Source organism: Arthrobacter crystallopoietes BAB-32 (genome assembly GCF_000328305.2).
Lineage (GTDB): Bacteria > Actinomycetota > Actinomycetes > Actinomycetales > Micrococcaceae > Crystallibacter > Crystallibacter crystallopoietes_A.
Window position 1 is genome coordinate 1 of sequence record NZ_ANPE02000059.1, and the last position, 26,502, is coordinate 26,502.

29 protein-coding genes are annotated in these 26,502 nt (G+C 64.4%); 11 read left to right on the top strand and 18 right to left on the bottom strand.

The features are described 5' to 3' along the window. The first annotated feature begins 72 nt into the window (after window positions 1–72). Window positions 73–1,023 carry a hypothetical protein gene (locus D477_RS02010; RefSeq protein ID WP_005266772.1) on the top strand — a complete coding sequence of 317 codons (951 nt, stop codon included), beginning with the start codon at window positions 73–75 and terminating at the stop codon, window positions 1,021–1,023. Between the two features lie 25 nt (window positions 1,024–1,048). Here the strand turns inward: D477_RS02010 and D477_RS02015 are convergent, their stop codons facing one another. The 4 genes from D477_RS02015 to D477_RS02030 all read right to left on the bottom strand — a co-directional run bounded on the left by D477_RS02015 (window position 1,049) and on the right by D477_RS02030 (window position 3,336). Continuing rightward, window positions 1,049–1,327: a YciI family protein gene (locus D477_RS02015; protein ID WP_005266774.1), complete on the bottom strand. Its 279-nt coding sequence runs from the start codon at window positions 1,325–1,327 to the stop codon at window positions 1,049–1,051. A 144-nt stretch (window positions 1,328–1,471) separates the two neighbouring features. Beyond that, window positions 1,472–2,581 (bottom strand): YncE family protein, encoded by a 1,110-nt coding sequence (locus tag D477_RS02020; RefSeq protein ID WP_150109952.1) that lies wholly within the window; start codon window positions 2,579–2,581, stop codon window positions 1,472–1,474. A gap of 114 nt (window positions 2,582–2,695) precedes the next feature. Then, window positions 2,696–2,899, bottom strand: coding sequence for an antitoxin MazE family protein (locus D477_RS02025; protein WP_043845267.1), 204 nt, complete (start codon window positions 2,897–2,899; stop codon window positions 2,696–2,698). A 77-nt stretch (window positions 2,900–2,976) separates the two neighbouring features. Continuing rightward, window positions 2,977–3,336: a zinc-binding dehydrogenase gene (locus tag D477_RS02030; RefSeq protein ID WP_237740674.1), complete on the bottom strand. Its 360-nt coding sequence runs from the start codon at window positions 3,334–3,336 to the stop codon at window positions 2,977–2,979. 107 nt (window positions 3,337–3,443) lie between these two features. Between D477_RS02030 and D477_RS02035 the strand changes: the two genes are divergently transcribed. Continuing rightward, window positions 3,444–4,112 (top strand): hypothetical protein, encoded by a 669-nt coding sequence (locus tag D477_RS02035; protein WP_005266778.1) that lies wholly within the window; start codon window positions 3,444–3,446, stop codon window positions 4,110–4,112. Window positions 4,113–4,191: 79 nt separating this feature from the next. Here the strand turns inward: D477_RS02035 and D477_RS02040 are convergent, their stop codons facing one another. Next, window positions 4,192–4,854, bottom strand: a complete 663-nt coding sequence (locus D477_RS02040; RefSeq protein WP_005266780.1) for a GntR family transcriptional regulator — start codon at window positions 4,852–4,854, stop codon at window positions 4,192–4,194. 124 nt (window positions 4,855–4,978) lie between these two features. On the opposite strand from D477_RS02040, the gene D477_RS02045 reads away from it, so the two are divergent. Next, window positions 4,979–5,635, top strand: coding sequence for a flavin reductase family protein (locus D477_RS02045; protein ID WP_005266782.1), 657 nt, complete (start codon window positions 4,979–4,981; stop codon window positions 5,633–5,635). Then, window positions 5,632–6,975, top strand: coding sequence for an MFS transporter (locus tag D477_RS02050; protein ID WP_005266784.1), 1,344 nt, complete (start codon window positions 5,632–5,634; stop codon window positions 6,973–6,975). The genes D477_RS02045 and D477_RS02050 overlap by 4 nt, the downstream gene beginning before the upstream one ends. 193 nt (window positions 6,976–7,168) lie before the next feature. Here D477_RS02050 and D477_RS02055 read toward each other — a convergent pair whose 3' ends face one another. Both D477_RS02055 and D477_RS02060 read right to left on the bottom strand, forming a co-directional pair. Then, the gene (locus D477_RS02055; protein WP_005266785.1) at window positions 7,169–7,672 is read right to left on the bottom strand and encodes a helix-turn-helix domain-containing protein; all 504 of its coding nucleotides are present in this window, start codon (window positions 7,670–7,672) and stop codon (window positions 7,169–7,171) included. Between the two features lie 2 nt (window positions 7,673–7,674). Then, the gene (locus tag D477_RS02060) at window positions 7,675–8,406 is read right to left on the bottom strand and encodes a nucleotidyl transferase AbiEii/AbiGii toxin family protein (protein WP_005266786.1); all 732 of its coding nucleotides are present in this window, start codon (window positions 8,404–8,406) and stop codon (window positions 7,675–7,677) included. 189 nt (window positions 8,407–8,595) lie between these two features. Here D477_RS02060 and D477_RS02070 point away from each other — a divergent pair. After that, a protein-coding gene (locus tag D477_RS02070) for an IS5 family transposase (RefSeq protein ID WP_424579992.1) occupies window positions 8,596–9,512 on the top strand; the annotation gives its coding sequence in 2 pieces (ribosomal slippage) (window positions 8,596–8,979 and window positions 8,982–9,512; 915 coding nt in all). A 195-nt stretch (window positions 9,513–9,707) separates the two neighbouring features. Beyond that, window positions 9,708–13,322: a transcription-repair coupling factor gene (mfd, locus tag D477_RS02075; RefSeq protein ID WP_005266791.1), complete on the top strand. Its 3,615-nt coding sequence runs from the start codon at window positions 9,708–9,710 to the stop codon at window positions 13,320–13,322. A gap of 492 nt (window positions 13,323–13,814) precedes the next feature. Here mfd and D477_RS02080 read toward each other — a convergent pair whose 3' ends face one another. Then, a complete protein-coding gene (locus tag D477_RS02080) occupies window positions 13,815–14,912 on the bottom strand; it encodes a hypothetical protein (RefSeq protein ID WP_150109953.1) in 1,098 nt (365 codons plus the stop codon). 405 nt (window positions 14,913–15,317) lie between these two features. Here D477_RS02080 and D477_RS22500 point away from each other — a divergent pair, with 405 nt between their 5' ends. Together D477_RS22500 and D477_RS02085 are read left to right on the top strand one after the other, a co-directional pair. Beyond that, complete coding sequence (locus tag D477_RS22500) at window positions 15,318–15,461, top strand: hypothetical protein (protein WP_190273500.1); 144 nt, start codon at window positions 15,318–15,320, stop codon at window positions 15,459–15,461. Window positions 15,462–15,574: 113 nt separating this feature from the next. Continuing rightward, a complete protein-coding gene (locus D477_RS02085; protein ID WP_005266794.1) occupies window positions 15,575–15,754 on the top strand; it encodes a hypothetical protein in 180 nt (59 codons plus the stop codon). 107 nt (window positions 15,755–15,861) lie between these two features. On the opposite strand, the gene D477_RS02090 is transcribed toward D477_RS02085, so the two are convergent. The 3 genes from D477_RS02090 to D477_RS02100 all read right to left on the bottom strand — a co-directional run bounded on the left by D477_RS02090 (window position 15,862) and on the right by D477_RS02100 (window position 18,495). Beyond that, window positions 15,862–17,577, bottom strand: coding sequence for a hypothetical protein (locus tag D477_RS02090; protein WP_005266796.1), 1,716 nt, complete (start codon window positions 17,575–17,577; stop codon window positions 15,862–15,864). 51 nt (window positions 17,578–17,628) lie between these two features. Beyond that, a complete protein-coding gene (locus tag D477_RS02095) occupies window positions 17,629–17,895 on the bottom strand; it encodes a hypothetical protein (protein ID WP_005266797.1) in 267 nt (88 codons plus the stop codon). A 183-nt stretch (window positions 17,896–18,078) separates the two neighbouring features. Further along, on the bottom strand, window positions 18,079–18,495 hold the full coding sequence (locus D477_RS02100) for an ester cyclase (RefSeq protein WP_005266798.1): 417 nt from the start codon (window positions 18,493–18,495) through the stop codon (window positions 18,079–18,081). Window positions 18,496–18,673: 178 nt separating this feature from the next. Between D477_RS02100 and D477_RS02105 the strand changes: the two genes are divergently transcribed. Beyond that, a complete protein-coding gene (locus D477_RS02105) occupies window positions 18,674–19,990 on the top strand; it encodes an ATP-binding protein (RefSeq protein ID WP_005266800.1) in 1,317 nt (438 codons plus the stop codon). A 245-nt stretch (window positions 19,991–20,235) separates the two neighbouring features. Here D477_RS02105 and D477_RS02110 read toward each other — a convergent pair whose 3' ends face one another. The 4 genes from D477_RS02110 to D477_RS20970 form a co-directional block, all read right to left on the bottom strand. Further along, window positions 20,236–21,453: a hypothetical protein gene (locus D477_RS02110; RefSeq protein ID WP_005266802.1), complete on the bottom strand. Its 1,218-nt coding sequence runs from the start codon at window positions 21,451–21,453 to the stop codon at window positions 20,236–20,238. A gap of 82 nt (window positions 21,454–21,535) precedes the next feature. Beyond that, window positions 21,536–21,805, bottom strand: coding sequence for a hypothetical protein (locus D477_RS02115; protein ID WP_005266804.1), 270 nt, complete (start codon window positions 21,803–21,805; stop codon window positions 21,536–21,538). Between the two features lie 382 nt (window positions 21,806–22,187). Beyond that, the gene (locus tag D477_RS02120) at window positions 22,188–22,571 is read right to left on the bottom strand and encodes a hypothetical protein (protein ID WP_005266806.1); all 384 of its coding nucleotides are present in this window, start codon (window positions 22,569–22,571) and stop codon (window positions 22,188–22,190) included. A gap of 21 nt (window positions 22,572–22,592) precedes the next feature. Continuing rightward, entirely contained in the window at window positions 22,593–23,408 is an 816-nt protein-coding gene (locus D477_RS20970) for an FHA domain-containing protein (protein ID WP_081608434.1), read from the bottom strand. 262 nt (window positions 23,409–23,670) lie between these two features. On the opposite strand from D477_RS20970, the gene D477_RS02130 reads away from it, so the two are divergent. Both D477_RS02130 and D477_RS02135 read left to right on the top strand, forming a co-directional pair. Further along, complete coding sequence (locus tag D477_RS02130) at window positions 23,671–23,868, top strand: hypothetical protein (protein WP_005266810.1); 198 nt, start codon at window positions 23,671–23,673, stop codon at window positions 23,866–23,868. Window positions 23,869–23,881: 13 nt separating this feature from the next. Continuing rightward, a complete protein-coding gene (locus tag D477_RS02135; protein WP_005266811.1) occupies window positions 23,882–24,664 on the top strand; it encodes a hypothetical protein in 783 nt (260 codons plus the stop codon). A gap of 30 nt (window positions 24,665–24,694) precedes the next feature. On the opposite strand, the gene D477_RS02140 is transcribed toward D477_RS02135, so the two are convergent. The 3 genes from D477_RS02140 to D477_RS02150 all read right to left on the bottom strand — a co-directional run. Beyond that, on the bottom strand, window positions 24,695–25,756 hold the full coding sequence (locus D477_RS02140) for a PASTA domain-containing protein (RefSeq protein ID WP_005266814.1): 1,062 nt from the start codon (window positions 25,754–25,756) through the stop codon (window positions 24,695–24,697). A gap of 12 nt (window positions 25,757–25,768) precedes the next feature. Next, window positions 25,769–26,251 carry a hypothetical protein gene (locus D477_RS02145; RefSeq protein ID WP_005266815.1) on the bottom strand — a complete coding sequence of 161 codons (483 nt, stop codon included), beginning with the start codon at window positions 26,249–26,251 and terminating at the stop codon, window positions 25,769–25,771. Then, window positions 26,248–26,502: phage tail protein (locus D477_RS02150; protein ID WP_005266816.1), on the bottom strand; the 255-nt coding region annotated here is incomplete at its 5' end. The genes D477_RS02150 and D477_RS02145, both read right to left, overlap by 4 nt.

The window sequence follows — 26,502 nt, forward strand, 5'->3', positions numbered from 1 at the left end:
GTGCGGCCGTGCGCGCGGGTGCTGTGCCGGCGTCCCCGGGCTTGCGGTTCGGCCGGGGAGTAGTGTGTACGCATGGAAAACCCGGACCTGCCCATCGAAGCGTCAATCCATTTCGCGATCGATGTGGACATCACCGATCCGGGGGAGCTGCAGAGCTACGCCGTCACGAAGGCGGAATCACCCGAGCATACGGAGCTGGCAGCAACGAATCTTTTCGCCGCCCTGGCCGTCGCCATGGACCCTCTGGCAGTCGCCGCGGACGTTCCCGGCGTCCGGATCCTGCGCGGCAAGGTCGAGCCGGCCCAAGGCCACGGGGTGGCAGACCAGGTCCTGCCCAGTGCCGGGGGAGAGGCGGAACGCGAACCGGCCGACACCGGCATCGGCGGCGATGCGGTGGCCACCCTGCTCGCTGCGTCCGAGCGGGCGGGCGGAATCGAACTGGAGCTGCTGGGCTATGACCCCGCCGCACCCGAGGCCGAACGTGAACTGTCCAGGCACCGCGCGCGCGTCCTGGCAGGGCTGCTCTGGCATGCCGGCGCCTCGATGATTGACGAACTGTTCAATGACCTCGACCTGCTCAGGGACCGGGAGCCCACGGCCGCCGACATCGACGAAACCTACGTCCTCGACAACCTCCCGCCCCAGTACGCCCATCACTACGATGCGCGTTTTGCCGCCAGATTCCTCACCGTCTGCACAGACCTCACGACGAACATTGCCGCGGGCTGGAAGGAGCCGTCCTGCGTGGCGCAGGAGCTGGCCCTGCGCTGCCTGCTGGCCGAGGCTGAATTCCTGGCCGACGAGCTCGACCTCGACGCAGAGCTGCCGGCGAACTGGGTGGCGCGGCTGGAGCAGCTGTTCCTGCAATTCGCCGACTCCATGATGCTCTTCGACCCGGCGATGGACGGCTTCGAAAACGACCCGGACGCCATCCCGGAAGGCGCCCCTTCGATGAAGTTCGAGGACTGGTTCAAGCCGTTCGGGCCCGGCCACCACGTGCCCCCGTTCGCGGAGCGCGGCTGAAGGGGATCCTCGGAGCGGGGTGCGCCTACTCGAACCGCTCGGCATCCCACTCGAGGATGCGCGGTTCTGCGAGCCCTTCCTTGATGAACGGATCGCCGGCAATGAAGTCCTCGGCGTCCTCTCGTGAAGTGAAGATTCCCATCGATGCGCCGGCGGGATCGGCGGTCTGGAACGGACCGAGGGCGATGATCCCGCCGCCGTCGGCGCGGAATGCCTCGTAGTAGGCCTGGTGGCGGGGGAAGGTCTCCATGACCCGCTGCATGTCGACGCCTTCACGCAAGGTGTAGAGCACCACGATCTCCATGGATGCGATCCTACCGGCCGGTGTTGTAAGCCGGGAGTGCTGCATCGGACAGCCCATAGAAACAGTCCGGAACCTCTAGCGCTAGGGGAGCGCCGCCGTCGTTGTTTGGTGGCTGGCGATTTGTCCCGAGGCTTGGCCCCTCGGCTACCGGGGCATCTCGAGCAGGGTTACGGTTCCTCCGGTGCCGCTCGGGACGTACGCCAGGAGACCCGCGGGGTCGAAGGCGATGGCGTTGGCCGCAAATCCGACGGGGGCCGTTCCGACGACAGTGTTCGTGGACAGCTTGATGACGTGGAGAACGCCGCCGGCCGGCGTCTTTCCGTTGTGCCCGGCAATCGTAAAGCCCACGGTTCCGGCCACGTTCAAGTGCATCCGGCCGGCGACGATGGCTGTCAGGGGAATCGTCTTGATGATTTTGCCGCTGCCGGGATTGACCACGACGATGGAATCGAACGCGTTGACGTAGGCGCGTGTGCCGGCCTGGTTGACCGTCACGCCGTACGCGAATTGGCCGAGGGCGATCACCGACTTCACTTTGCGCTTCCGCAGGTCGATGACGGTTAGTGTCCCGTCGGTCTGGTTGACGGTGTAGGCGGTGGTCTCGGCGGCATTGACCGCTACCGTCTGTGGGTTCCAGCCGGCAGGGATGCGCGCTGTGATGGCGCCGGTTCCCAGGTTCAGGAGCACCAAACCATCAAGGGAAGAATTGGTGGCCACGTAACCGACGGTCTCCGCCGCGTTGAGGACGATCTGCGACGGCGACGGCGGGACATCTAAGGTCCGGATCACCGTGTTGGTGCGTGTGTTGATGACCGAGATGGAGTAGGTTCGGCCATTGACCACATAGGCGCGCGTTCCGGCCCGGTTGAGCACGATGTCGATGGGCCCCTCGCCGACATTGATCGTGGCTTTGACCTTCCGGGTCGCCGTATCTACCACGTGTACGCCGCCGGTGTAGGCCTTTTCATCACTGCTGAAGGCACTGTTGTCCGTCACATACAGCCGCTTGCCATCGGGACTGACGACGGCGTCCAGCAGGTCCTTCCCGACGGGAAAGGTTGCCACGACCCGGGGCGAAGCGTTCTGTATCGGCGCGCCAGTGACGGTTCCCGGCGAAGAATTGGCGACGGCGGACGCCACCAGCAGCAGGAACGCGGCAAGGAGCATCGCCACAGTCGAGCGCGGGAAGCGCGGGGCTCTCTTACGACGCCGGGGCGTTCCGGTCTGCTGTTTGCCTTGGACGTCAGCGCGCATGATGACCACCTAGTGCTCAGCGCCCCGCCTACCAACACTGTCCCACTTCGGCTGCCGCAGGACCAGAGCAATCTGGTGTTGCCCCTTCGAGTTAGCTCAAATGGCGCGCGCCGCTCACTCGTCCCACTCGACCGATACGGCTTGGATGAAGTCCTGATCGTCGGTGTTTCGGTCGGCGTCTGCAACTGCGGCCGATTGCCGGTGCGCTTCGCCTGCAAACTGCTCAGTGCCGACGTCCGGTACCCACACCTGGACGGGACGGTAACCCTGAGCCCGCATCCGCCGTCGGTATTCCTTGACTCTTTCCCGCTCTGTCACACCACCATTGTCACAAGTAACAGCGAGGGTAGCGGGAAGCGCCATCGTTTCAGCATGCGGGTCCCCTAATTCGCGGATCACACCACGATGGTGATCTTCCCCCGGATCTTGCCTTCTTCAAGGTGGCGCAGGGCGGTGGCCGCTTCGGCCAGCGGGAAGGTCCGCTCGAGTGCCGGCTTCACCGTGCCTGCTTCGATGAGCCCGGTCAGCTCCGCGAGATCGGCCGCGCGCACCATCCCGAAGAACATGGCCAGCCGCTGGCTGATGAACGGCGAGAGTGCGAGGGCGCCCAGCTGCCGGTGCAGGCTTTGCCTGCTGCGTTCACTCGGCGAGCGGCGGCTCGATCGCCCTTTCCGGAACGGTGCTGCCCAATGCTTTCCAGCAAGTGGGCCGCATTCGCCGGCGCTCGACTGGCGATTCGTCCGCCCCGGCAGCATCAGCACCGCGGAGGGGGGACGACCTGCTTCTGGAGCTCTTCGTATCGGGGTGAATTCAGGTCGATAGACCTTATTTCCTATCGCCGAATAGGACTAGGCTGCCCGGCATGGACGGCTCGACGGATTCCGGCGAGGTGGAAGGAACAACCAGCGCGAAAGCACGGCGGACGGCAAGTAATCCTGCCATCTGGGGGCTGGTGGGCGCGCTGCTTGGCTCATTGATCACAGGGATTTTCTCGCTGCAGACTGCCAAGACAGCAGCCGAAACCTCGGTCCGGACGGCGGAGATTGCACAGGAGACTGCAGAGAGCGGAAAAGAAGCCGAAGCGGCACGGTCGAGAACCGATTTCCTGCGGACTCAGAGGCTGAATCTTTATGCCAATTTGTTGACAACCAGCCAGATCGTGAGCAACGAGGCGGGAGAGTACGCCCACGTGCTGCAGTTCCCCGAGTCTTATCCTGCTGGCCAAGTCGGTACGGGGCGCGCAGAGCTTGATACAAAATACGAGGCGTGGGTATCGGGAGTGTGGATGGTACGCGTCATTGCATCGGATGAGGTCAGCGTCGCCAACGACAATCTGGCCACGAAGCTGGACGAGGCGTATCGGCTACTGGCTGGTTATAGCGGCCAGAGCGGTGAGCTTGAGCGGATCGCCACCTATTTCCAGCAGTTCCCCAACGATGTTTTTGCTTTGCGGACAGAGTTCTCGACGGCTTCGCAGGCCGAGTTCGAAGATCCCGCCGGGCAGGATTCGTCATCTACCGGTGCCCCATAATGCCCCAACCGCTCGCCGGGGCGAACTGACAAAGGGGAGCACCGCCGTCGTTATTTAAGCCCTTTGGCTGGTGGTTGCCTCAGAAGCCGACGGGAGCGGTGCGGCCGACCCTCGAGTTGCGGGCCGCGACGTTGAGGGTGAAGTCCACCAGATAGTCGTTGAGGCGCAGCACCGCGCGCTGGGCCTTCTCCGCGTCCCGTTCGAGGAGCGCGGTGAGCAGGTCCAGGTGCAGCGACTTGCCCACTGCGACTTCCTCCTCCGGGTCCACGATGTTGGCGAGCCAGAACCGGCGGGACAGTCCCTGCAGCGGCGTCATCGTGTCGGACAGGTACTCATTGTGCGCGGCGGCGGAGAGCAGCACGTGGGTCTCCCGGACCACTGCGAGGTAGGGCTCAACCTCGTCCAGGCCGTGCAGTTGTTCGGTGAGCTCGCCGATGGCCGCCAGTTCCCGGTCCGTCGCCCTCGCGCAGGCCAGGGTGACGGCCAGCGATTCCATGGAACGGCGCACTTCGAGCCGCCGCAACTGGTCGTCGACGGAGATCGAGGGGATCTCGATGCCGCGCCCCGGTCTGATGCGCACGAGGTGGTCACGGTCCAGCCGCTGGATGGCCTCGCGCAGCGGGGTGCGGCCCATTCCCAGCTCTTCCACAAGGCCGGCCTCGGTCCAGAAATCGCCCGGCTTCAGGCGTGCGGTTTCGATCATTTCGGCCAGCGTTGTGTAGGCCTCGTCTGCTTTTGTCATGCCTCACCCCTCGACAACAAGGCTACAGCCGGGGCCTTGGTTTCGAAAATACTCTTGATATACTCAGCGTATATGGCGTACGGTTGCACTGTTTATGTGACACCGATCACTATGGAGTTTCCCCATGAAGTACAACCCAGCCAGCGAAGCCAGCCCGCTTCCGTACTCGCCGTTCAAGAGCTGCACGGTCCCGCGCCCCATCGGCTGGCTCTCCAGCGTCAGCGCCGACGGAGTGGAGAACATTGCGCCCTACAGCCAGTGGCAGAACCTGACCTTCGATCCGCCGATGGTGATGTTCTCCGCCAACCAGTACCCCGACGGCCGGCGCAAGGACACCGTCATCAACGCGGAGACGACCGGCTGGTTCGTCTGGAACATGGCGACCTACCGGCTTCGTGAGGCGGTCAACGTGAGCGCGATGGCGCTGGAGCCGCACGAAAGCGAGTTCGACCATCTGGGACTGACCCGCGTCTATGCGGACAACCATCCGATCCCGATGGTGAAGGAGAGCCCCGTGAAGTTCGAGTGCAAGTACCACTCGACCCACCGGGTTCCCGGCGCGTCACCGGTGGGGAGCATCGACATCGTCTTCGCCAGCGTAGAGACCATTCATATCGACGACGACGTCATCACGCTGGATGGCCGGCTGGACATCCCGAAGATTGAGCCGATCGCCCGGCTCGGCTACTTCGACTACACGGTGGTCCGCGACACCTTTGAAATGCGCGTTCCCGGTGCGGACCGGGATGCGCAGCTGGGCCTGGAAGGACGGGCGGCATGAGCGGCAAGGCTGAGGCGACGACCATCGCCGGCAATACTGAACAGACGGGCGATGGCGGACGGCGGCGCCGGATCCGCGACCTGATCGCCGTGAACTTCGGCAACACCCTCGAGTGGTACGACTGGACGATCTACTCGATCTTCGCCCCGTACTTCGCGGTGCAGTTCTTCAACCCCGGGAACGCTGCCTCCGCCTTGCTGGCGACGCTGGCGGTTTTCGCCGTCGGATTTATCACCCGTCCGCTGGGCGGCTTCATTTTCGGTGCCTATGCCGACCGTGCCGGCCGGCGCAAGAGCCTGACGGTGGCGATGATGCTGACCGCAGCGGGCAGCCTGGTCGTGGCCCTCGCGCCGACCTACCAGTCCGTGGGCCTGCTGGCCTCCATCATCCTGCTGGGCGCCCGGCTGCTGCAGGGCCTGGCCCATGGCGGCGAGATGGGCACATCCGTGACGTACCTGGTGGAGCGGGCGCCGCATGGCCGGCGTGCCTTGTTCGGCAGCTCCTCGTGGGTGAGCGTTGTCCTGGGCACGATTCTGGCCACCCTGACCGGCCTGCTGCTGACCTCCAGCCTCGGCGAGAGTGACCTAGGTGCCTGGGGATGGCGGATTGCCTTCGGCGTCGGAGGCGTGCTGGGCCTGTACGCCCTGTACCTGCGCCGCCGGCTCACCGAGACTGACGCGTTCGAGGAGACCACGCGGGAGGACCGGACTCCGGCTCCGGGCGACGTGCCGGAGGTGGCGCCCGACCGCCGCGGCCTGCTGCATCATTGGCGTGCGATCTTGGTGGTCTTCGGGCTCTCGGCCGGCGGCTCGGTGATGTTCTACACGTGGCTGATCTTCATGCCGACCCACGCCCAGCTGCAGCTCGGCCAGTCGGCGTCCAGCGCGCTCACCGCGAGCCTCATTGCGCAGGTGTTCTTCCTGGCCGCGATCCTCGCCGCAGGGTGGCTGGGCGACCGGATCGGCCGCAAGCCGATGGTCATCGCGTTCGGCGTCGCGTTTATTATCCTGACCATCCCGTTGAACCTCATGATCGACGGCAGCTTCGCGACGCTGCTGACAGCCCTGCTGATCTCGCTCGCGGCGCTGGCGCTCCTGTTCGGCGTCAACGGCGCGGTGTGGGCCGAGGTGTTCCCGACCCGGGTGCGGGCGGCAGGTGTGGCCGGGCCGCTGTCCCTGGCCACCGCGATTTTCGGTGGCACGGCTCCCTACATCAACACGGCTTTGGCCCAGGCGGGACTGCAGAACTGGTTCCTGTACTACCTGATGGCCGTCTCGGCGATCACCCTGGCCACCGGCCTGCTCATGAAGGAGACACGGCACTCGCGCCTGGTGCGCTGAGCGCAAACCGACCGCCGGCCGCTCCAGCAGTAACCGCCGGCCGCCCCACGGAAACCGCCGGCCGCCCCAGCAAGCTCAGAGGGCGGCCGGCGGTCTGCCGTCCATGCAACGATGGCGCCGGACAGGACGGCCACGACCCAGTTCTCTCCATGGCCAGAACGTTCCGTCCGCGGCGCTGTCATTGGCTGGCGAGTTAAAGGTCCTGGTCGTCGTTGTCTCTGCTGGCATTTGCCATCGTGGCGGGCTGACGGCTTGCCCCGTTTCCGGACGTGCCTGCGATTCTTTCAGCCCGCACCATCAGGACGGCGGACGGCACCACCTTGCCGCTCAGGTAGGTCGACAGCCGGGACTGTGAAGTACCCAGCCGGGCGGCGAATTCCGCCCGGGAGAGACCGCTGGCGCGGACGTACTCTTGCAGACGGGTGGCGACGGCAGCGCGCTCGTGGGCCTCCGCTTCCTGCAGGATCTGCTGCTGGATGGATTCGAATAGGGCGACCATGGCCGGATTCTCGACGGCGGCCAGGACTTCGCGGAGGTCCTGCGCCACCTCGCCGCGGGGATCGGCCTCTAGCGCTTCGGCAATGCGGCGCCAGTGCGTCCGGTCGCCGCGCTCGATGGCTGCCAAGAGGCCCTCGAAGCCCCAGGTTTCGACGGGATCCTCGGGGCTGACCGTAAGGTTGCGGAACTTCAGCGCCATGATCAGGCCTTCCCGCGAGTCAGCCGCACAGCCAGTTCCCTGCAGGTTGCTACGGTCGCGGACCAGTCCTGCCACTTAGCGGACAGCCCCTTGTAGGTGCTGAGTTGGCGTGTTGTCCTGGAATCTTTCGGGCGCGGATCCGCGAGCTGGCGAATAAGCTGCGAGGACACCGCCGTCCCGTCCGCATTCTGGTCCGCATAGTATTCGTCCATGCCCTCCAAGACCTGGGCCGCATGGGGGACGCCGGCGTCCTCTGCTAGCGCGGCCACGTCCAGATAGTCGCGTGTCTGATTGCGCTTGGTGATCAGGAAGGCCTTGATCCGCAACACTTCATCCCTTGTCGGAACACGAACTTTGGCCCCGGACAGTAGTGTCACCTCGGACACTTCCAGGGGCCGCCGGCGGATGAGTTGCCGCAGGCCGGTCTCGATACCGCCGAGTTCGCCGAGGATGATCTTGCCGTAGGTGAGGCGGTTCGTGGCCCAGCCGTCATCCGATTCCAAGGCTTCCAAGACTGCGTCGAAATTTTCCCGCAGCGCCGTGAGGACATGATCGTGGTCGTACGACGCACGGTGACCGGCATACAACGCGGCTGCGCTGCCCCCGACAAGCACTGCATCAGGAACGAGCCGCTGCAGCTTGGATGCTGATTCGAGAACGACGGCCAGATCAGGGTGCAAGTCCGCCCGCACCGGAATGGAAGCCTGTGGCTCATCAGGATCGAACAAACCCATGCAGGTTATTTTATCCGATTTGATAACACGACGAGGGGTTGGCTGAAGGACGTTCAACTCGTGCGCAGATCACAACGGTGTTGAGGTGCAGGACTGTGGTGATCTGCGCACGAGATTGAGAGTCCAGACCGGCCGCGGCGTCCGTGCAGCGCCGCGTGGCTGCAACCGGGACTAGGGCGTGTCTCCTAAATGATCGGTGTCCGGGCTGGAAGGCTTGGAGGCGTGTCGCGTTTCGAGGTTTTCACCGATGAGCAATGGGCCCGGATCGAACCGATGCTGCCGTCTTCGGACGGGCAGCGGGGCAGGCCGTTCCGCAATCACCGGCAGGTCGTCGAGGGCATCGTGTACCGGTACCGGTGCGGGATCGCCTGGCGCGACCTGCCGCCCGCGTTCGGGCCTTGGCAGACCGTGTGGAAACGCCACCGGCGGTTCAGCCGGGACGGGACATGGGACCGCATCCACGCCCTTCTGCTGGCCGAAGCAGACGCGTCCGGCGGAATCGACTGGACGGTGTCGGTGGACGCGACGATCAACCGAGCGCACCAGCACGCGACCAACCTTTCCCGTGCCACAGGGGGACGCAGGGAATTACAGGAAACTGCTTGAGGAACCCGACGACCAATGCGGTCGGCCGATCCCGCGGCGGGCTGAGCACCAAGATTCACCACGCCTGCGACGGGAAAGGCCGGCCGCTGGCCTTCATCATCGGCCCCGGCCAAGGCTCGGACTCACGCATGTTCCCGGTAGTACTGGCTGCGATCAGCGTCCCGAGAACCGGCCGCGGCCGCGCCCGGAACCGGCCGGACACGGTGCTTGGCGACAAGGCGTATTCCTCCCGCGCCAACCGCGACCTGCTCCGCGCCAAGAAGATCAAGACCGTGATACCCGAACCCAGGGACCAGATCGCCAACCGCAAACGCAAAGGCTCCCGCGGCGGTCGGCCCGTGGACTTCGATAGCGAGACCTACAAGGGCCGTGCCGTCGTGGAGCAGTCCTTCAACCTCTTCAAGCAATGGCGCTGCATCGCCACCCGATACGACAAGCTCGCGCTCACCTACCGGGCAGGAGTCGCGCTCTACGCCTGCCTGATTTGGCTACGGCAATAAGGAGACATGCCCTAGCCGGTGGCCCACTCCTGCAGTGCGCAGGCACGGGCCCGATGCCCGTCAACGCGGCACCAGGGCGACGCCCGCGCTGGCTGTCAGTGATGGGCGGTAAACTCGTACGCGTGGCCCCGGGGTTCTGATGAACTTCGGGTTCTCGTGTTGCCTGAACGCCCGATCGCCCCGGAGATGACGAATATGAGCCTGAATGGACTGCGGACCGCGCTGGCCGAGGACAAGTCTTTCGCGCGGGTGCGCTCGCAGGCGGAGCGGCCCGCGCGGGAGCGCAGCGAGGACCTGCAGATCGGGGCGCCTCCTGGGCTGCGGGCGGCGCTGCTGGCGGAGATGGTCGAGGGGCTGGACGCTGCCGGGGCCGACAGCGATGCATCGAACGGTCCGCAGCCGCCGGTAGTGCTGGCGGTGACGGCGACGGGCCGCGAGGCGGAGGACCTGGCGGCGGGGCTGCGCTGCTACCTGCCGGCGGAGTCGATCGAGGAGTTCCCGAGCTGGGAGACGCTGCCGCATGAGCGGCTGTCCCCGCGCTCGGACACGGTGGGCCGGCGGCTGTCGGTGCTGCGCCGGCTGAAGCACGGCTCGGAAGGAACCCAGCCGCTGCGCGTCGTCGTCGCTCCGGTGCGGGCGGTGCTGCAGCCGCTGGTGAAGGACTTGGGCGATCTGATGCCGGTGTCGCTGAAGGTTGGCGACGAGGTGCCGTTCGAGGATCTCGTGAAGCAGCTGGCCGCGGCCGCCTACGCGAGAGTGGACATGGTTTCGCGCCGCGGTGAATTCGCCGTCCGTGGCGGCATCCTGGACGTGTTCCCGCCGACCGAGGACCACCCGGTCCGCATCGATTTCTTCGGCGACGAGGTGGACCAGATGCGCTGGTTCGCGGTGGCCGACCAGCGCTCGCTGTCCGGCGAGAACGTCAAGCACCCAACCGCGCTGTACGCCCCGCCGTGCCGCGAGCTGCTGATCACCCCGGGCGTAATGAGCCGCGCCGCGAAGCTGAAGGCGCAGATGCCGGCGGCGGCGGACATGCTGGAGAAACTCGCCGGCGGCATCGCGGTGGAGGGCATGGAATCCCTCGCCCCGGTGCTGGTGGAGGCGATGGTCCCGTTCCTGGGCGAACTGCCCAAGGCGAGCATCGCCGTCGTTATTGAACCGGAAAAGGTGCGCGCCCGCGCCCACGACCTGGAGGCGACCAACGCGGAATTCCTCGCCGCGGCGTGGGCCACCGCGTCCGACGGCGGGGACGCGCCTTTGGATCTGGCGCTGCAGGGGGACCTGGAGTCAGCGGGGTTCCGCTCGCTCGCGGACACGCGCTCCACCGCGCTCGGGCACGGCGTCTCCTGGTGGTCCATCACCTCCTTCAACCCGGACGACGAGACCGTGCTGGACATCGACACGCTCACCCTCGCTGCCCGCGAACCGCGCGGCTACCAGGGCGACGTGGCGGAAATGATGACGTTCATCGGCTCGCGCGTGCGCGATCAGTGGCGCGTGGTGGTCGCCACCGAGGGCCCCGGCCCCGCCTCGCGCCTCGCCGAACTCTTCCACGACAATGACATCCCCGCCGCGCGCGTGGACACGCTGGAGAAGGAACCGCAGCCCGGCATCATCGAAATTACGACGGCGACCGCGGGCAAGGGTTTCGTGTTCGACGGGCTGAAACTCGGGCTGCTCACCGAGGCGGACCTGCTGGGCCGCACGTCCGCGGCAAGCACCCGCGACATGCGGAAGATGCCCTCCAAGCGCCGCAACGCCGTCGACCCTTTGCAGCTGACCGAGGGCGACTTCGTGGTGCACGAGCAGCACGGCGTGGGGAAGTTCAAGGAGCTGGTGCAGCGCTCGTCCGGCGCCGGCCCGACCAAGACGATGCGCGAATACCTCGTGCTGGAGTATGCGCCGAGCAAGCGCGGGGCGCCGGGGGACCGGCTGTTCGTGCCGACCGACCAGCTGGACCAGGTCACCCGGTACGTCGGCGGGGACACGCCCGCGCTGTCCAAGATGGGCGGCTCGGACTGGGCGAAGACGAAGAACCAGGCGCGCAAGGCGGTCAAGGAGATCGCCGGCGAGCTGATCCGGCTGTACTCGGCGCGGATGGCGTCGAAGGGGCACGCGTTCGGGGCGGACACGCCGTGGCAGCGTGAGCTGGAGGAGGCGTTCCCGTACATCGAGACGCCGGACCAGCTGACCACGATCAACGAGGTCAAGGCGGACATGGAGCGCGAGATCCCGATGGACCGCCTGGTCTCCGGCGACGTCGGCTACGGCAAGACCGAGATCGCCGTGCGCGCGGCGTTCAAGGCGGTGCAGGACGGTAAGCAGGTGGCCGTGCTGGTGCCGACGACGCTGCTCTCGCAGCAGCACTACGAGACGTTCGGCGAGCGGTTCTCCGGATTCCCGGTGCGGGTCAAGCCGCTGTCGCGCTTCCAGACCGCGAAGGAAGCCAAGGACACGCTGGAGGGCGTGAAGAACGGCTCGGTGGACGTGGTGATCGGCACGCACCGGCTGCTGTCCAAGGAGATGGAGTTCAAGGACCTCGGCCTGGTGATCGTGGACGAGGAGCAGCGGTTCGGCGTGGAGCACAAGGAAGCGCTCAAGAAGATGCGGACCAACGTGGACGTGCTGGCCATGAGTGCGACGCCGATTCCCCGGACCCTGGAGATGTCGCTGACCGGCATCCGCGAGACGTCCACGCTGGCGACGCCGCCGGAGGAGCGGCACCCCGTGCTGACCTATGTCGGCCCGTACACCGACAAGCAGACCTCGGCCGCGATCCGGCGCGAGCTCATGCGCGAAGGGCAGGTCTTCTTCGTGCACAACCGGGTGTCCTCGATTGAACGACAGGCCGCGCACATCCGCGAGCTGGTGCCCGAGGCCCGCGTGGAGGTCGCGCACGGGCAGATGTCCGAGGCGCGGCTCGAGCAGATCATCGTGGACTTCTGGGAGAAGAAGTTCGACGTGCTGGTCTGCACCACGATCATCGAGACCGGCCTGGACATCTCCAACGCCAACACGCTCATTGTGGACCGGGCCGATTCCTATGGGCTCTCGCAGCTGCACCAGCTGCGCGGACGCGTGGGCCGCGGGCGGGAACGCGCGTACGCCTACTTCCTCTACCCCTCGGAGAAGCCGCTGGGCGAGGTCGCACTGGAACGGCTGAAGGCCGTGGCTTCCCATAATGAGTTGGGCGCCGGCATGCAGCTGGCCATGAAGGACCTGGAGATCCGCGGCGCAGGCAACCTGCTCGGCGGTGAACAGTCTGGCCACATCCAAGGGGTCGGCTTCGACCTGTACATCCGGCTGGTCGGCGAGGCTGTTGCGGACTTCCGCGGCGAAGCCGAAGAGAAGGCGGCCGAAATGAAGATCGAGCTGCCCGTCAATGCGCATTTGCCGCACGACTACGTCCCGGGGGAGCGCCTCAGGCTGGAGGCCTACCGGAAGCTCGCCTCCGCCTTGACCAACGAGGCCATCGACGAAGTCGTCGAGGAACTCAACGACCGCTACGGAGAGCCCCCCCAGCCGGTCAAGAACTTGATCTCCGTCGCCCGGTTCCGCGTCGGTGCCCGCGCCGCCGGCCTCACCGACGTCGCCACCCAAGGCAACTTCATCAAGTTCGCCCCCGCTGCATTGCCGGAGTCCAAGGTCATGCGCCTCAACCGCATGTACCCCGGCTCGCAGGTCAAACCGGCCCTGGACTTCATCCTCATCCCGAAGCCCAAGACCTCCCGCGTCGGCGGCAAAGACCTCGCCGACCAAGCCATCCTCGACTGGGCCCAGCAAGTCATCGACGCCATCTTCAAGGAGTAAGTTCAGTGGATCAGGACGCGTGGATCGCTGCTCAAAAAATGCTTGGTGCCAGCTCTCCCGAGGATGCAGCTGACGAGTCGTTGCGGCATGAGGTGAAGCGTTAACTCACTGAACGGTATATTCGGCGCATGACTTCGGGTCCCGCGTTCGTGAAAGGGCATCGCGGCAGTAAGACCGCGAGTACAACCTGATCATGTCGATAACGGGCCAAACCGCCGAGGGGTTGTTCGCTTTGGACGTTAGTGAGCTGATGGGACGTTCGAAGACCTTTTGGACGTTCGGACTGTCGTCAACATTGCATCGAATGCCTGACGAATTTCAGTTTCTGAGCTATCAGTTTTAAGGTCGCCCACGATAGAACCCGCTCCCGAGAGAACAACGATATCGGAGTGAGTTGGATACTCTCGTGTGGCTACAACGTCGTTTTTTGCGCGACTCTTGTAGAACCATCCCTTGAACTTGCTCATCCTGTTGGACCTCCCTCGTCTGAGCTTACCGCTTGAACCTGACAACTTGGCGGAGACTGAGATCTGCCGCGAAACAAGTGAAGTGGATGCTTGATCCTAGCGCGAGGATGACGACGAGAACCCATGCCGCATTCCAAGCGTGAGGAGTGAGAGGTATTGCAGAGACGCCAGCCAGTAAAAGCAGACAAGAGGCCAGCGCCAACAACATGAGGCGTAGCGGGAATTGCAATCTGGCAACCATGGCGTGTTCAGGCTTCCTGCTCATCCAAGAGAGGAGCAGGGCCGGACCGACTAACAAGATTGAGGCTGAGGGGGAGGCAAAGATGTCCGTCGGATCTCTCACCAAGTAGGCATCCATAAAACGAGCGATGAACGCGCCTATGGAGGAAGCCGCCACCGTTGGCACAGCTACTTTTGCGAATCCATAAAGTCCTTGCTGCGCGGGAACGACCGTTACGATCCATCGACCACGGTTCAAACGGTGGGTGGGATGTAAGGCACAGTGGGCGATGGACCGCTTTCCGTCGCCCCAATCGGATGATTCATGCCTTATGCGCCCGCCTTCGTCACCAAGTTCTTGCAAATCAAGTCGTTCGATCATTAGACCCGGCGGGACCTGGATTTCTACATGCTGGCTGGCAGCAAAGCCAAAGTCAGGGATTTCTTGACTGATGGTAACGCGTTTGGTGCCCCGCCGATCATCGTCGGGCGTGTCTTGGTCCAATGCATATTTGACCATCGAACGTTGTGCGACTGTCGATTTGTCTACCTCGATAAGCAATAGGAAATGGTCGGCCGCTTGAACAATCACATCCTGGACAATGTCCACCTGAGATTCTTCGAGTCGGGAAAGGGGCATCCCCTTCCTTGCTTCGGTAAACACCTGGTTTATTTTCGACTTAGCGCCGCCTGCATTTTCCAAGCTTGATCTGACGATTGCTTCCAAGTCGAGGCCGCTGCCTATCTCATGGATGAGACGGGAGGGAAGGAACTCCCGCACTGCGTAGCTGAGCATCGCGAGCATCCATCTGCTGTTCTCTGCTGAAGTCAAGACGGACGCGGAGTTCTTGGCGCCGTCTGATGTGTCCAGACGGCGTATCGTCTGTTTCTTGAGCAGTGCCAATGGGACGAGGATCCGGCCACGTGACCCAGGAATTGCGAGGTCAGGAGGCAACGTGAAGTCTAAAGATACGTAACGTCGAGTGGCCCCATCGACGTCCAGTCTGAGGGCGTCCACACGACGATGAATCCATGTGTTGGCATCAAACCAAAGCGCGAAGAGCCGACGCGCCATGTCATCATCACTCGATCTGAAGGATGATGTGGGCTGACATTTCTCCCGTAGGTAATCCAAGGCCCTTGAAAGCGTGCTCACCGAACTCCACTTCTTATTCGAACCCTAACCTCTTGAACAGAGACAGGCTATCGTCCAGCACTGACAACGAGAGGTCACCTGCTGAGGGTCAATGGGATCGGGAGCGGAATCGTAAGGAGCAGCGGCCCGAATAAGACCGGGAACCTGGCGTCAGTGGGCGAATACAACCGCGTGGCTGCAGGGCTCCGGCAATTGGGTTCGGTGACGACGGTTGGCACCTGGCTCCACGCCGAGATCGTCAGGGAACGCTACGAGAAATCGCTCGACACCCTCGTTGACTCGATCTCGAAGGGCTAGGCAGTTCGGGGTCATGAACGTAAATGTAGGCGATGGGACGCGGACAATCCGGATACAGTGGTGCCGCTGCCTCAGCGACGAGGCGGGAAGCCAATCAAGGAAAGCAACGCCGCATGAACTTTGAATCGCACTCCATGACCGTGAAGCTGTGGGACCGTTCCACCACGAACGATGAGCTGGAAGCCGCCGTCGCCAGCGTTGCCCAGAGGGCAAATGTCTCCACGGACGAAGTCAGGGTTACGCGGAGCGGACCCAAAGTATTCACGATCGGGCTGGCCAGCGACACGCTGTAAGGCCCTTCACGGGAGGCCGGGCCGCACTGGCCGGCCAGTCGGAATTGCCACCCGTTGCTTACAGCGCAATGAGGGGCCGGCGTCGGCCGGCCCCTCAGCATCCTGCGTCAGGAAACGCGGGTGAGCGTCCCGCAGTCGCTCACGTGGACTCCCTTCGCCCAAGAGGGGATCTCAATGTAGGTCCGAGCTGAGCCGAAGTAGTTGTCGATCAGCTCATCGAACTCCCCGGTGAAGCCGCTCAAGGTTTCCCAGTAGCAGCTGTTCCCGGTGCCGGAGGCGCGGTAGAGGCCGGGCTTGATGTCGACGCCAATCCGGTAGGTTCCGTCGACCGTAATCTTCGAGGCGTTGGCGCCTGTTTTGGAAACCGTCGTCCACTTCCCGCAGTCGCTGGTATAGAAACCGCGGTCGGAAGAGGTGATTTGGACGTAGGTCCTGGCTGGGCCGAAGTAGTTGTTGTTGATGTCATAGAGGCTGCCGGAGAAGCCGCTCAGTGTTTCCCAGTAGCAGAAATCGCCGGTTCCGGTTGCTTTGTACAGGCCTGGCTTGAGCTCCGTGCCCACCCGGTAGGTACCATCCCTGCTGATCACGGTACGCGGCGGCACTGGGATCTCCACAGCGGCACTGGTGGCGGCGCGGTTGTGGTATCCGGTCTTGCGGGCGGTCACACGGACGGTGATCTTCTTGCCGTTGTCGGCCGTGGTCAGCTTGTAGGTGCGGTGCGTCGCTCCCTTGATGGCAACCCCGTTGCGGTACCACTGGTACGTGTACGACGACGGTTTGGTGGAGTAAGTGCCGTAGCCGGCGGTCAGGGTGGAGCCGGCCTTCTTGGTGCCGCTGATCGTAGGCAGCGTCTTGTTTGTCATGTAAGCCTTGGCCACCGTGACGGCTGACGATGTGGCCTTGCGGGTCGTGTAGCCGGCCTTGCTGACCGTGACCCGCACGGTGATCTTCTTGCCGACGTAGCCGGAGCTGAGGTAGAGCGAGCTCTTGGTGGCGCCCTTGATCGCCTTGCCGCTGCTGTACCACTGGTAGCTGATCTTGGAGCCGGCCGTCCAGCCTTGGCTGACCTTCAGGGTCTGTCCGTAGCGGGCGGTGCCGGAAATCGTTGGCCACTTGGTGGCGACGATGGTGCCGGCGGCAACCTTGCGCGAGACGGACCAGCGGTCGAGCGTGGTGTACCCGGGACGGGAGGCGCGGACCCGCACCTTCAGGTACTTGCCGTTGTCAGCTGCCGTCGGAGTGTAGGTGCGTGCGGTGGCGCCGCTGATGGCGGTGGTTCCGCGATACCACTGGTAGGCCAGGGTCGCGCCGGCAGGGGACCAGTTGCCTGGGTTGGCCGTCAGCTTGGATCCGACCTTGGCGGTTCCGGCGATCGCGGGGGCCGGTGCGGCCGTGAAGGTTCCCTTAGCGACGGTGACCGACTTGGACGTGAGAGTGAGCGCCTTCATTCCGATGCCGGTGACGGTGGCCTTGGCTGAGATCGTCTGTGCAGCGTCGGAGGGTGTCAGCGTGTAACTGGGAGCGGTCGCCCCGCTGATCTTCGAGGTCCCGCGGTACCACTGGTAGGCCACGGTGCCGGTGGGGGTGAGGGCAGGAGCCGCTACCGTGAGCTTCTGCCCAACGGCCAGCTTGCCGGAGATGGTGCCGTTCCAGGTGGCGATGAAATCGCCCAACGCGACATTGGTCTGGCTGCTCACTGGAGCGCTTGTTGTGCCGAAGGTATCGGAGAAAGCGCGGACGGTCAGCACCAGGACGCCGCCGCCGAGGGACTGCGGAATGGCCAATGAGGACGGCGTGCCTACCGGCAGGGTCTCGGTCTTCAATACCGCTCCGCCGCTGGTGGACCAGGTGAACTCGAGCCGCTCGGCGTTCGTCTACTGGCCGCCGTCGCTTTGGACGAGGCCGCCGGCGGCGAGCTTCTCCCCGGTAATGAGCGGCGCGGAGACGTTGACGACCTCAGCCGTGGCCGGCTCGGAGATGAGCGGCGACGGTGATGGCGAGGACTGATCGGTTTCAGCCATGGCGGCCGGACCGGAAAACAGGCCGGCGACGAGTGCACCGACGCCGAACAGGACGGTCGCAGAGCGGAAGCCGCGCGTTTGGACGCGCGGGGGCACTGCAGGATCGATTTTGATAGACAAGTGAATGCCTTCCCCAACAGACGGCCGGAGTCTCCGGCCGCGAGAAGTGTAGGGTTTTTCCAGGGTGGAAGAAACGTTTATCCAAATGATGGACAAACAGCTCGGTGGGTTTGGACAACCAGAGTCCGGCATGCAGGAAGCCCCGTCCGATTGCGGCCGAGGCTTCCTGGTGAATGGCTGAGTTTAGGCCTGGACGGCACCGATCTGCTGCATCAGCTTCAGCAGGTCGGTCACACCCCAGTGTTCGACGACTTTGCCATCCTCTACACGGATCATGTCGATCGTGTTGAACTCGACCGTCTTACCGGTAGGCGTGATGCCCAGGAATTCGCCGTTGTGCGTACCAGTCAGGACGACGCGGGTTGCTTCCATGTCTCCCGTGCTGATGACCGGCTCAATTGCCCTCGCCTTGATGTCCGGGAAAGCCGACCTGAACGTGTTGACGTAGAACCGGATGCCGTCCAGTCCGGACGGCTGTCCCGGCATGGGTTCCTCGTGTTCTAGGTAGCTGTCGCTGCCCAGTTCGCCGATCAGGTCAAGGTTGCCTCCTTCCATGACTTCCCGGTAGAACCGCTCGATGATTCCCGTTCCACCAGCCATCGCTGGCTCCTTCCCTTAGATGGATCCCCACTGTTGATGCTCCCACCGCCGCTGATGCGACACGCCGCCCAGCGAAGTTCGTGCCCTCCGACGTCATCTCGGCGACCGGCCGGGCGAATCCCGCTATCTTGGGACGTGGCGACGCAGGGCGTGGCGCCGGCCACAGAGGAGGCACTTCATGACGCACTGGCGGATCCGTGATTTCCACTCGACGGACCTGGACGGCATTCTGCATCTCTGGGAGTCGCTGAAAGGTGACAGCGTCGAACCCGTGTACGCGTTGTCGGAGGTGATGGCCTCCTGCGAAAAGGACCATGCCGTGGTGGCGGTGATCGGCGAGCAGGTGGTGGGGGCCGCCGTCGGACGTGCCGCCCATGACCAGGGCTGGATCGTCTTTTTGGCCACGCTCCCCGAGTTCCGCGGCCGGGGGATCGGCACTGCGCTGCTCGCCGCCGTCGAAAACCGGATGGCGCCGCACGGGCTGAACAAGCTCTCCGCGCTGATGCCGGAGTCCGAGACGCGGGTGGATGCCTTCCTGGACCGCGGCTTCGTGCTGAAGAAGAACCTGCGCTACTTCGAGCGGACCATCCCTATCCAGCGCCAGGAGCTCGAGCCGCTGGGGCAGCTGGGCGGCCGGATCCTGGCGCGCGACCTGTGGGACAAGGTGGCCGGGATGCGGCGCGAGAAGGAGCTGCTGGAGCGCCGCCTGGTCCTGCCGCTGGCGCAGTCAGACCTCGCGGACGAATACGGCGTGGTGCCGCCGCGCGCCGTCGTGCTTTTCGGGCCGCCGGGCACCGGCAAGACGACGTTCGCGAAGGCGATCGCGTCCCGGCTGGAGTGGCCGTTCGTGGAGGTCTTCCCCTCGCGGCTGGCCTCCGATCCGAAGGGCCTGGCAGGGGCGCTGCGCGAGACGTTCCTGGAGATCGCCGAGCTGGAGCATGCCGTCGTGTTCATCGACGAGGTGGAGGAGATCGCCTCGCAGCGGGCGGGTGACCCGCCGTCGCCGCTGCAGGGCGTGACCAACGAGCTGCTCAAGATCATTCCGGCGTTCCGCGAGCAGCCCGGCCGCCTGCTGGTGTGCGCCACGAACTTCATCCGCTCCCTGGACTCGGCCTTCCTGCGGCACGGGCGGTTCGACTACGTCATCCCCATCGGGCTGCCCGACCGCGAGGCGCGCGAGGCCATGTGGCGGCGCTTCATCCCGGAGACCGTGCTGGACGACGTGGACGTGCAGCTTCTGGTGGAGCGGACCGAGGGCTTCTCGCCCGCGGACATCGAGTATGCGGCGCGCCGAGCGTCCCAGTGGGCGCTGGAGAAGGCAGTGTACGACGACGGCGGGCTGGGTTCCGCGGATGCGGGCATCTTTGGCGGGGGAGGGCGCAGGGGCCCGTCCACGCAGGATTACCTCGATGCCGTCGCCGACACCCGCACCACGGTCAGCGAGGAAGTGCACCGGGAGTTCCTCACGGACATCGACGTGCTGGGGCGGGTGTAGGCCGCTGCGGCCTGGGCAACGTTGTGGACACGAAGAACTCATGTCCCACCAACCGTCCGGTCGGGACCGTATCCGGTTCTACGTTGGGGGTGGGGGCCACGATGAACACCGTGCAGTTCAGCGGCATCGACATCGTCCGTCTCCAGGACGGCCAGGTGGTGGAGCATTTGGGCTGGACATGCTGAATCGGCTGCAGCAGATGAGCGCCGCACATATGTAGTGTCGTTGCAATGAAAGGGGCCGTACTACACGAAGGCTGCGGTTCCGGCGAAGGCCGTGAGCATGGCTGCTGCCAACAGGATGGCCCCGCCCGCGGGCATTAGGGCGGACCCTGGCCTTGCCAAGGCCAGGGTGACAAGGCTCATCGCCAGCGCAGCCAGTGTGACAGCGAGGGTGAGAAGATTCGTCGCGTCGCCCGCCCTATCGCCAGTCTCTGCAGCGGACGACTGTACTCGGAGCGCGTCGGCCCAGATATCGGGCGTCGATGAAATTGCCCGGACAAGTCCAATTTCGATGCCGTCATCGGTATCGGGCATCCGTGCCATTTTCGCCGCGATCCTCGACCAAGCGTCCGCGGCGTGGACGTCTGCTTCTCCGAGCTGCATCTGGGCGCTGTCGTCCAAATCGATCGCTGTAAGCTGCCTGGCCAGGCCGGACTGCGTCAGTTCGATCATAGTTCTGTCCTGCAGCGAAGCTTGGGACTGGTGCAGGTTGCTCGCTTGGAGATAGGTCGAGATCGTCACGGCTATACGCATTGCCTCGGCATCGGAGCGTTGCCCCGCTGTGGCAATGAACAAGCTTCCGACGGGGATGAGGGTGACGAGCGTCCAGGCAACAAGCGCGACGGCAGTCAACCCCCTTGTGTGCTGGGGCGCGGTCCAAGGATGCGGCAGCAGACCGGCGTCGTGCAGTATCGGTGGCGTTGAATCCGGTCTGCCGTCCGGGCGACGCTTACGTGTTAGCGGCTGCAGCAGGAACCAGGTGACCACTACCGGGATGCACGCAAGAGCCAGGCCCAACGCGATTGTTCGGTACCTGTCCCCTTTGGCCATTAGTACCGGGCCAGAAACTGCTGAGTCATTGGCTTCCTGGCGTTGTAAGTCGGCAAGCCGACGAACGACGTCGAAGCCGCCGCCCGGGAGCCGATACCTTTCGGCGATGAGGGCGTTGGTTCCCTTCAGACCGAAAATCTTCTGTTCGGCAGAGGCTCGCGCAGTCTTGGCCTCAGCCTCCAACAGCGGGCTGCGGCCCCCTGCGCTGCGTTCATCGAGAACGTCAGCGCGGCTCTCCCAGCGCGCAATGGTGAAAGCATCCGGGGCCTCATCCAAATAGACAAACCGCAACTGCTCCAAGCTCGCCGCGGACCACCTAATTTCTTCAGTCGTGGCAGATTGCCATTCACCCGCGGCCTTGTTTGCGGCATAGGTGGCAGCGGCGAGCAGCAGGGCGACAACAACGGTCACCAGGAGCTGACCGTATCCTCGACCTCCGTCAAGGAACCTCCGCCAACTGCGGAAGCCATTTCGTTTCGCCGGCACCGTGGTACTACCTGTCCGGTTCCCAGGTGTAGGCGATGGTGCCGTACTCACCTGTGAGGATCAACTGTCCGCTCTGGAAGCTCCACGCGTACTCTTCCGGCGTCAGGTCTTCCAGAGGCTTGTCGAAGTTACTGCTGGGCGAATCCGGATCCTCCATCGTCTGGGTGCCCTCTATTGGAGTCAGGACCAGCATCCCGCCGGAAATGGTTGCATAGCCTGAGGCTGAGATGGTGAACGAAAACAGTCCGCTCGGGCGCTGCTGGAGCAGGACGGACACCTTGTCGTAGCTACCGTCGCTGCGGAAACGAAAAACAGTTTCGGCGCTGCCTTGTGCAACGCTGGTCCAAAGGCCCTCAAACTCCTGCGGCAGTACTGGAGCGGGGTCTTCGGGTTCCTCGGGCGGTTCGGGAACCGCCTCTGTGCTGTGCGGGATGGCAGGCTCTGCCGGCAGGGTACTGGCGGGGGATTCTGTAGTGGGCGGTACCGTCCCCGGGACTGACGGTGCCGCTACATCAGCCTGAGTTTCTGTTGGGGGACGGCCGGCACTCTCCGTACTACTGCCGCTAGGGACGGTTTCAGTGGATCCGCAGGCCACTAGTGTCCAGAGCATTATGGCCGCGAGGATGATTCTGAGCTTGCGCATTTCAGGGACCACGACTTCAAGTGAAGAGGCCCAGGAGCTTGGCGATGGGTTTGCCTAAAGTGCCCAGCCAGGCAACCATTATCTGAATGGGGCCAACTAGTCCTGCCAGGGTCCCCGCCGCCTTTGCGATCTCGGTGATCTTCTTCAATCGAGTGGCCACGGTCGCTTTGTCAGGCGCCGGTCGTTTGACCTCCGCGTCAATGTCCCTCAGACAGTCATTGACGGATTTCGAGTCGGCTGAGTTCAGCCCCGATCCTGTAACCGCGTCCTGCAACTGCTGAACGGCTTCGCGCACCTCGATCAACGAATGCACATTGCCCTGCTGTGAACCGTGGATGTGTTGGTCGCCCTCGACATTGTTGATGACTCCACCGCTTTGGTTCTGGATATTAAACCCCATGTTGAACCTCCTGTTACTGCTTCAAAAAGCAGGCGGCCGAGGCATGGGAAGCTCCCGGTCCACCCGTTTGCGGCGGGATGTAGCCACGACGTGCAGCACGATCCCGATAATCAGCAGGATGTTTCCCGCTAAGTAGAGTCCGAACCCGATGAACAGAGTGGGGCCCATGACGTCTTCAGGGAGTTGAGGGATTTGGCCTGGAACCGGTTCTCTTCTCAGCATGTCGATGATCCAGGCCATGTACTGCATTATGGAGCCACTGAATAAGACGATGCCGACTATCGTCGCGGCGAGGCCGATCCAACAGAGCCACCTGGCCTTGGTTTTCGTCGCGGCAATGTCCCTTAGGAAGCTCTCCCGTTCGCGCGTGATCTGATTGACGTAGGACATGTATTGGTTGCCGGCGACGTTGCTGATGCTGCCCCCGTGCTGAGTGCCGATATCGTATTGCCCTTGAGTCCGCTCGATGCCAGGCGGACCAGTGTCACGCGTGACCGGCAGGGCCGTCGTCGCTTCTGTTGCCCCGTCTGCCCCCTCGAATTCGTAGCGGGCCCCGGCGAAAGCCAGAACGTCGCCCGAACGCAGGCGTTTCGACCCGATAAGGGGTTTGCCGTTGACGGTTGTACCCACGGTGGAGCCCAGATCCTTTATGTAGACAGCACCGTCATTAACGGTTATCGCAGCATGTGTCCGGCTGACGCTTGGATCGGCAAGGACCAAGTCGTTCGAGCCGCTCCGACCGACCGTCATGTACTCCCCAGATAGTTTTAGTACATCGTCCGAACGGGCATTCTGACCGAGAGGAACCAATCTGGGACTGTTCGCATCCACGGGCATCGCGTCCTACACGGTCGGTTCTTTATGGGAACGAACAAGTCGTGGCGATTTCATCCTGCATCGTTGTCGCAGCGCTTCGTTGCCAGCATGATAGCGAGCACGGGCTTCGGCCAGAAGAGGTTTAAGTCCCCGTTGATTCCTCTGTTTGGCGAGGAGAAAGAGCGGCCTGATTGTGACCATTTTCCTTGGTCGCTATGCGGCACGATCACTAAGATTGCGGCTACGAGCGCCGAGCGTTCGGCGCCGCAGGAGGGGTGTCAAAATGCCGCAGTTTGTTGTTCCGCTGTTCAGTGCCCGTGGCCGGATCGCCTGGTATTGCGCGATGGGGCTGGGGCTGGTGCTGCTGGTTCTCGGCCTGGTCCTGAACCAGCTGTGGCTGACCGTGGCCGGGATCGCGTTCCTGGTCTTCGGTGGCGTGTTCCTGATCCTGTCCTACACCACGCACGGCAGGACGGACTAGGTCCGGCGGGGCCATGACGGCGGCGGCCGCCGGCGGTTTGCGCCGGCCGCTCTTTGTCCTTGCGGCAGCTGCCGCCGTCCTGGTGGTCCTCGTCGAGGTGGGGCTGCCCGTCCTCCTGCTGGACGGGCCGCCTACCCGTGCTTCGCCGGACGCAGCGACAGCGCTGGGCGTTCCGGAGGCCTTGCTGGCGTCCTCCGGCAGCGAGGTGCCGCAGCCGCCGGGGGCGGGGATCGGATTCCTGGCGTTCATCGACGGGCTGCTGCTGTTCAGCGTCCTGATGGTGGGGCTCAGCCTGCTGATGCCGCTGCGGATCTACGGGCGGCTGCAGGGAATCGTCACGCTCGTGGTGTCACTGCTGTGGATCCTGATGTGCCTGCTGGCGGGGATGGCGGCGCTGGCCACCCTGATGCTGATGATCGGGCTGTTTGTCTCCGCGCCGTTCGGGACGCTGGCCTATCTGGCCATCTGGGGCAGCTTCTCCACGGGGGACGCGGCGGTCCTGTTGGGCCTGCTGCTGTTCCTGAAGGTGTGCTTCCTGGTGCTGCTGGTCCTGTCCCAGCCGAGGTTCCTGCGCGTGAAGGGGCTGATGGCGCTCGCAGCGGTGTCCGTGGTGCTCCAGCTGGTGCTCGGGTTCATCCACGGGTTCCTGCCCGGACCGGTAGTGGCGATCGGCGACCATTTCTGGGCCATTGTCACGGCTGTCGTGGCCTTGGTGTGGGCGTTGGTCATGCTGGTCTTTTCGGTCCCGGCCATCATCAACGCGATCCGCTCATCGACGGCCGCGGGGGACGCTTAGCTGGCCGAAGCGCAGCCGTTCCGGGGCGGATCAGCCGCCGAAGTCGGGGAGCCGGAACCGGTCCAGGTCGATCGGGCCGAGCGTCTCGCAGAAGATGATTTCGCAGATGTTCCCGGGGACGGTGAACGTCGGGGTGGGAAGCGTGTCGAGGCCAAGCGTCAACAGCACCGTCGAGCCGATCGGGATGCGGGTTCCGGCTTCCGGAAGCTGTCCGATGACGCTGCAGTTCGGCTGGTTGAAGGTGCAGTTGGAGGCTCCGTCGAAGTTGACCGCCAGGCCCGTGTCCAGCAGTCCGGACCGGGCGGCGCCGGCGGGCGAGCCGACAACGTTGGGCATTTCCACTGTTTGTTCAACCGCGAACCCAACCGTCACGATCGATTCGGGCTCGACCTTCTCGCCGGCCTGGGGATCCTGGCTCAGGACGGTGCCGGGGGTATCCGGCGCCTCCACGGGATCGGGCTTCATGCCCAGGTTCGCCTCGGCCAGCGCCTGCTGAGCCTGTTCGAGCGTCCCTCCGGTGAGCAGCGGCACCTCGGTTTTCCGGGGCCAGAGGAGGAAAGCGACGACGGCGACTGCCACCACGAGCACGGCGGCAACGGCTGCGATCCACCACGGGAACTTGTTGGGCTTGGGCTCAACCGGCTTCGCCGGGACGGCGAGTTCCAGGGAGAGCACCGGACCGCTGTTGGCCTCCGGCGGTTCGTCGGCGGAGTACGCGTTCAGTTTGACCGAGTAGGTGCCGCCCGGGGCATCCTTGCTGTCGAAGGAGACCGTGTACTGTTCGGTGGCGCCGGCAGCAATGCTGCGCAGGTTCTCGTCGATCGTCACCCACTTGGTGGGGTCGGGCGGTTCATCCGGCAGCGGCAGGCCTGCGCGGTGGGACCCGGCCGGTGCCCGAACGGGCGCTTTGCCGGCTTCGGCGGGGACACCGCCGTCGCCCGGTTTTGCCGGAGATACGAACCGGCCGCCGAAAGCACGCAGCACAATGCGCTGGGGCTTGGCGGCAGTATTCGTGACGGAGGCCGTGACGGCACCGGTGCCTTTTGCCAGCTTGAGGCGGGACGAGCTGAGGGTCATTTCGATGTGGCTCACGTTTCCTCCTGGTCACTCGCTGCAGTCGCGGCCGGGGCCGAGCTGGACCACGCATTCGGGGACAAAACCGCGGCAGCTGATGGCGAGGCTGCCGCCCGACCGGCCGAAGACCGTATTGACCTGGCAGCCGGGATCGACCTCCTGGGTAGCGCTGGTTCCTTCGACCGCGAGCGTGATTTCCACCGGCGATGCCGGGACGAAGGAGGCCTGTTTGGTGGCCTCGAACGAGAACGGGCCCCCGAACTCTGCGACGCTGAGGACGCAGCTGCCGGTGACCACGATTCGGTTGGCATCGGTGCGGCAGCTGCCCCCGGTGGGACGAAGCTCCGCCATGGTGAGGTCGGAGCCGAGCCGGAAACCGGCGAACCGGTCCTGCCAGCCGGCGGCGCCGCCGGAGCCGCGGCCGCCGAAGCCGGCTCCGAGGGCGAAGACTGCGATGGCGACGACCGCGAGGACGGCGACAAAGATGAGGGGTTTGCGGTTGCCTGTGCTCATGGTGCCGGCTCCGGCTGGAGTTCGACGCTGCTGGTGGTGTGCGCCGGCTTGGTGGCGGCGACGATCCGGCGGACCAGCGGCAGCTGGCCGGCGGCAGCGGCGGGCACGCCGACGTTGAGGTGGAAGGCGCCGGGAATGTCCTCGATGGTGAAGCCGGAGACTCCGGTGGCGAGGTGGAGGAAACGGCGGAGGCCTTCGGCCGTGCCGCGGCGGGCGGAGAGCTCGGCGGCGCTGGCGATGAGGTCGCGGAG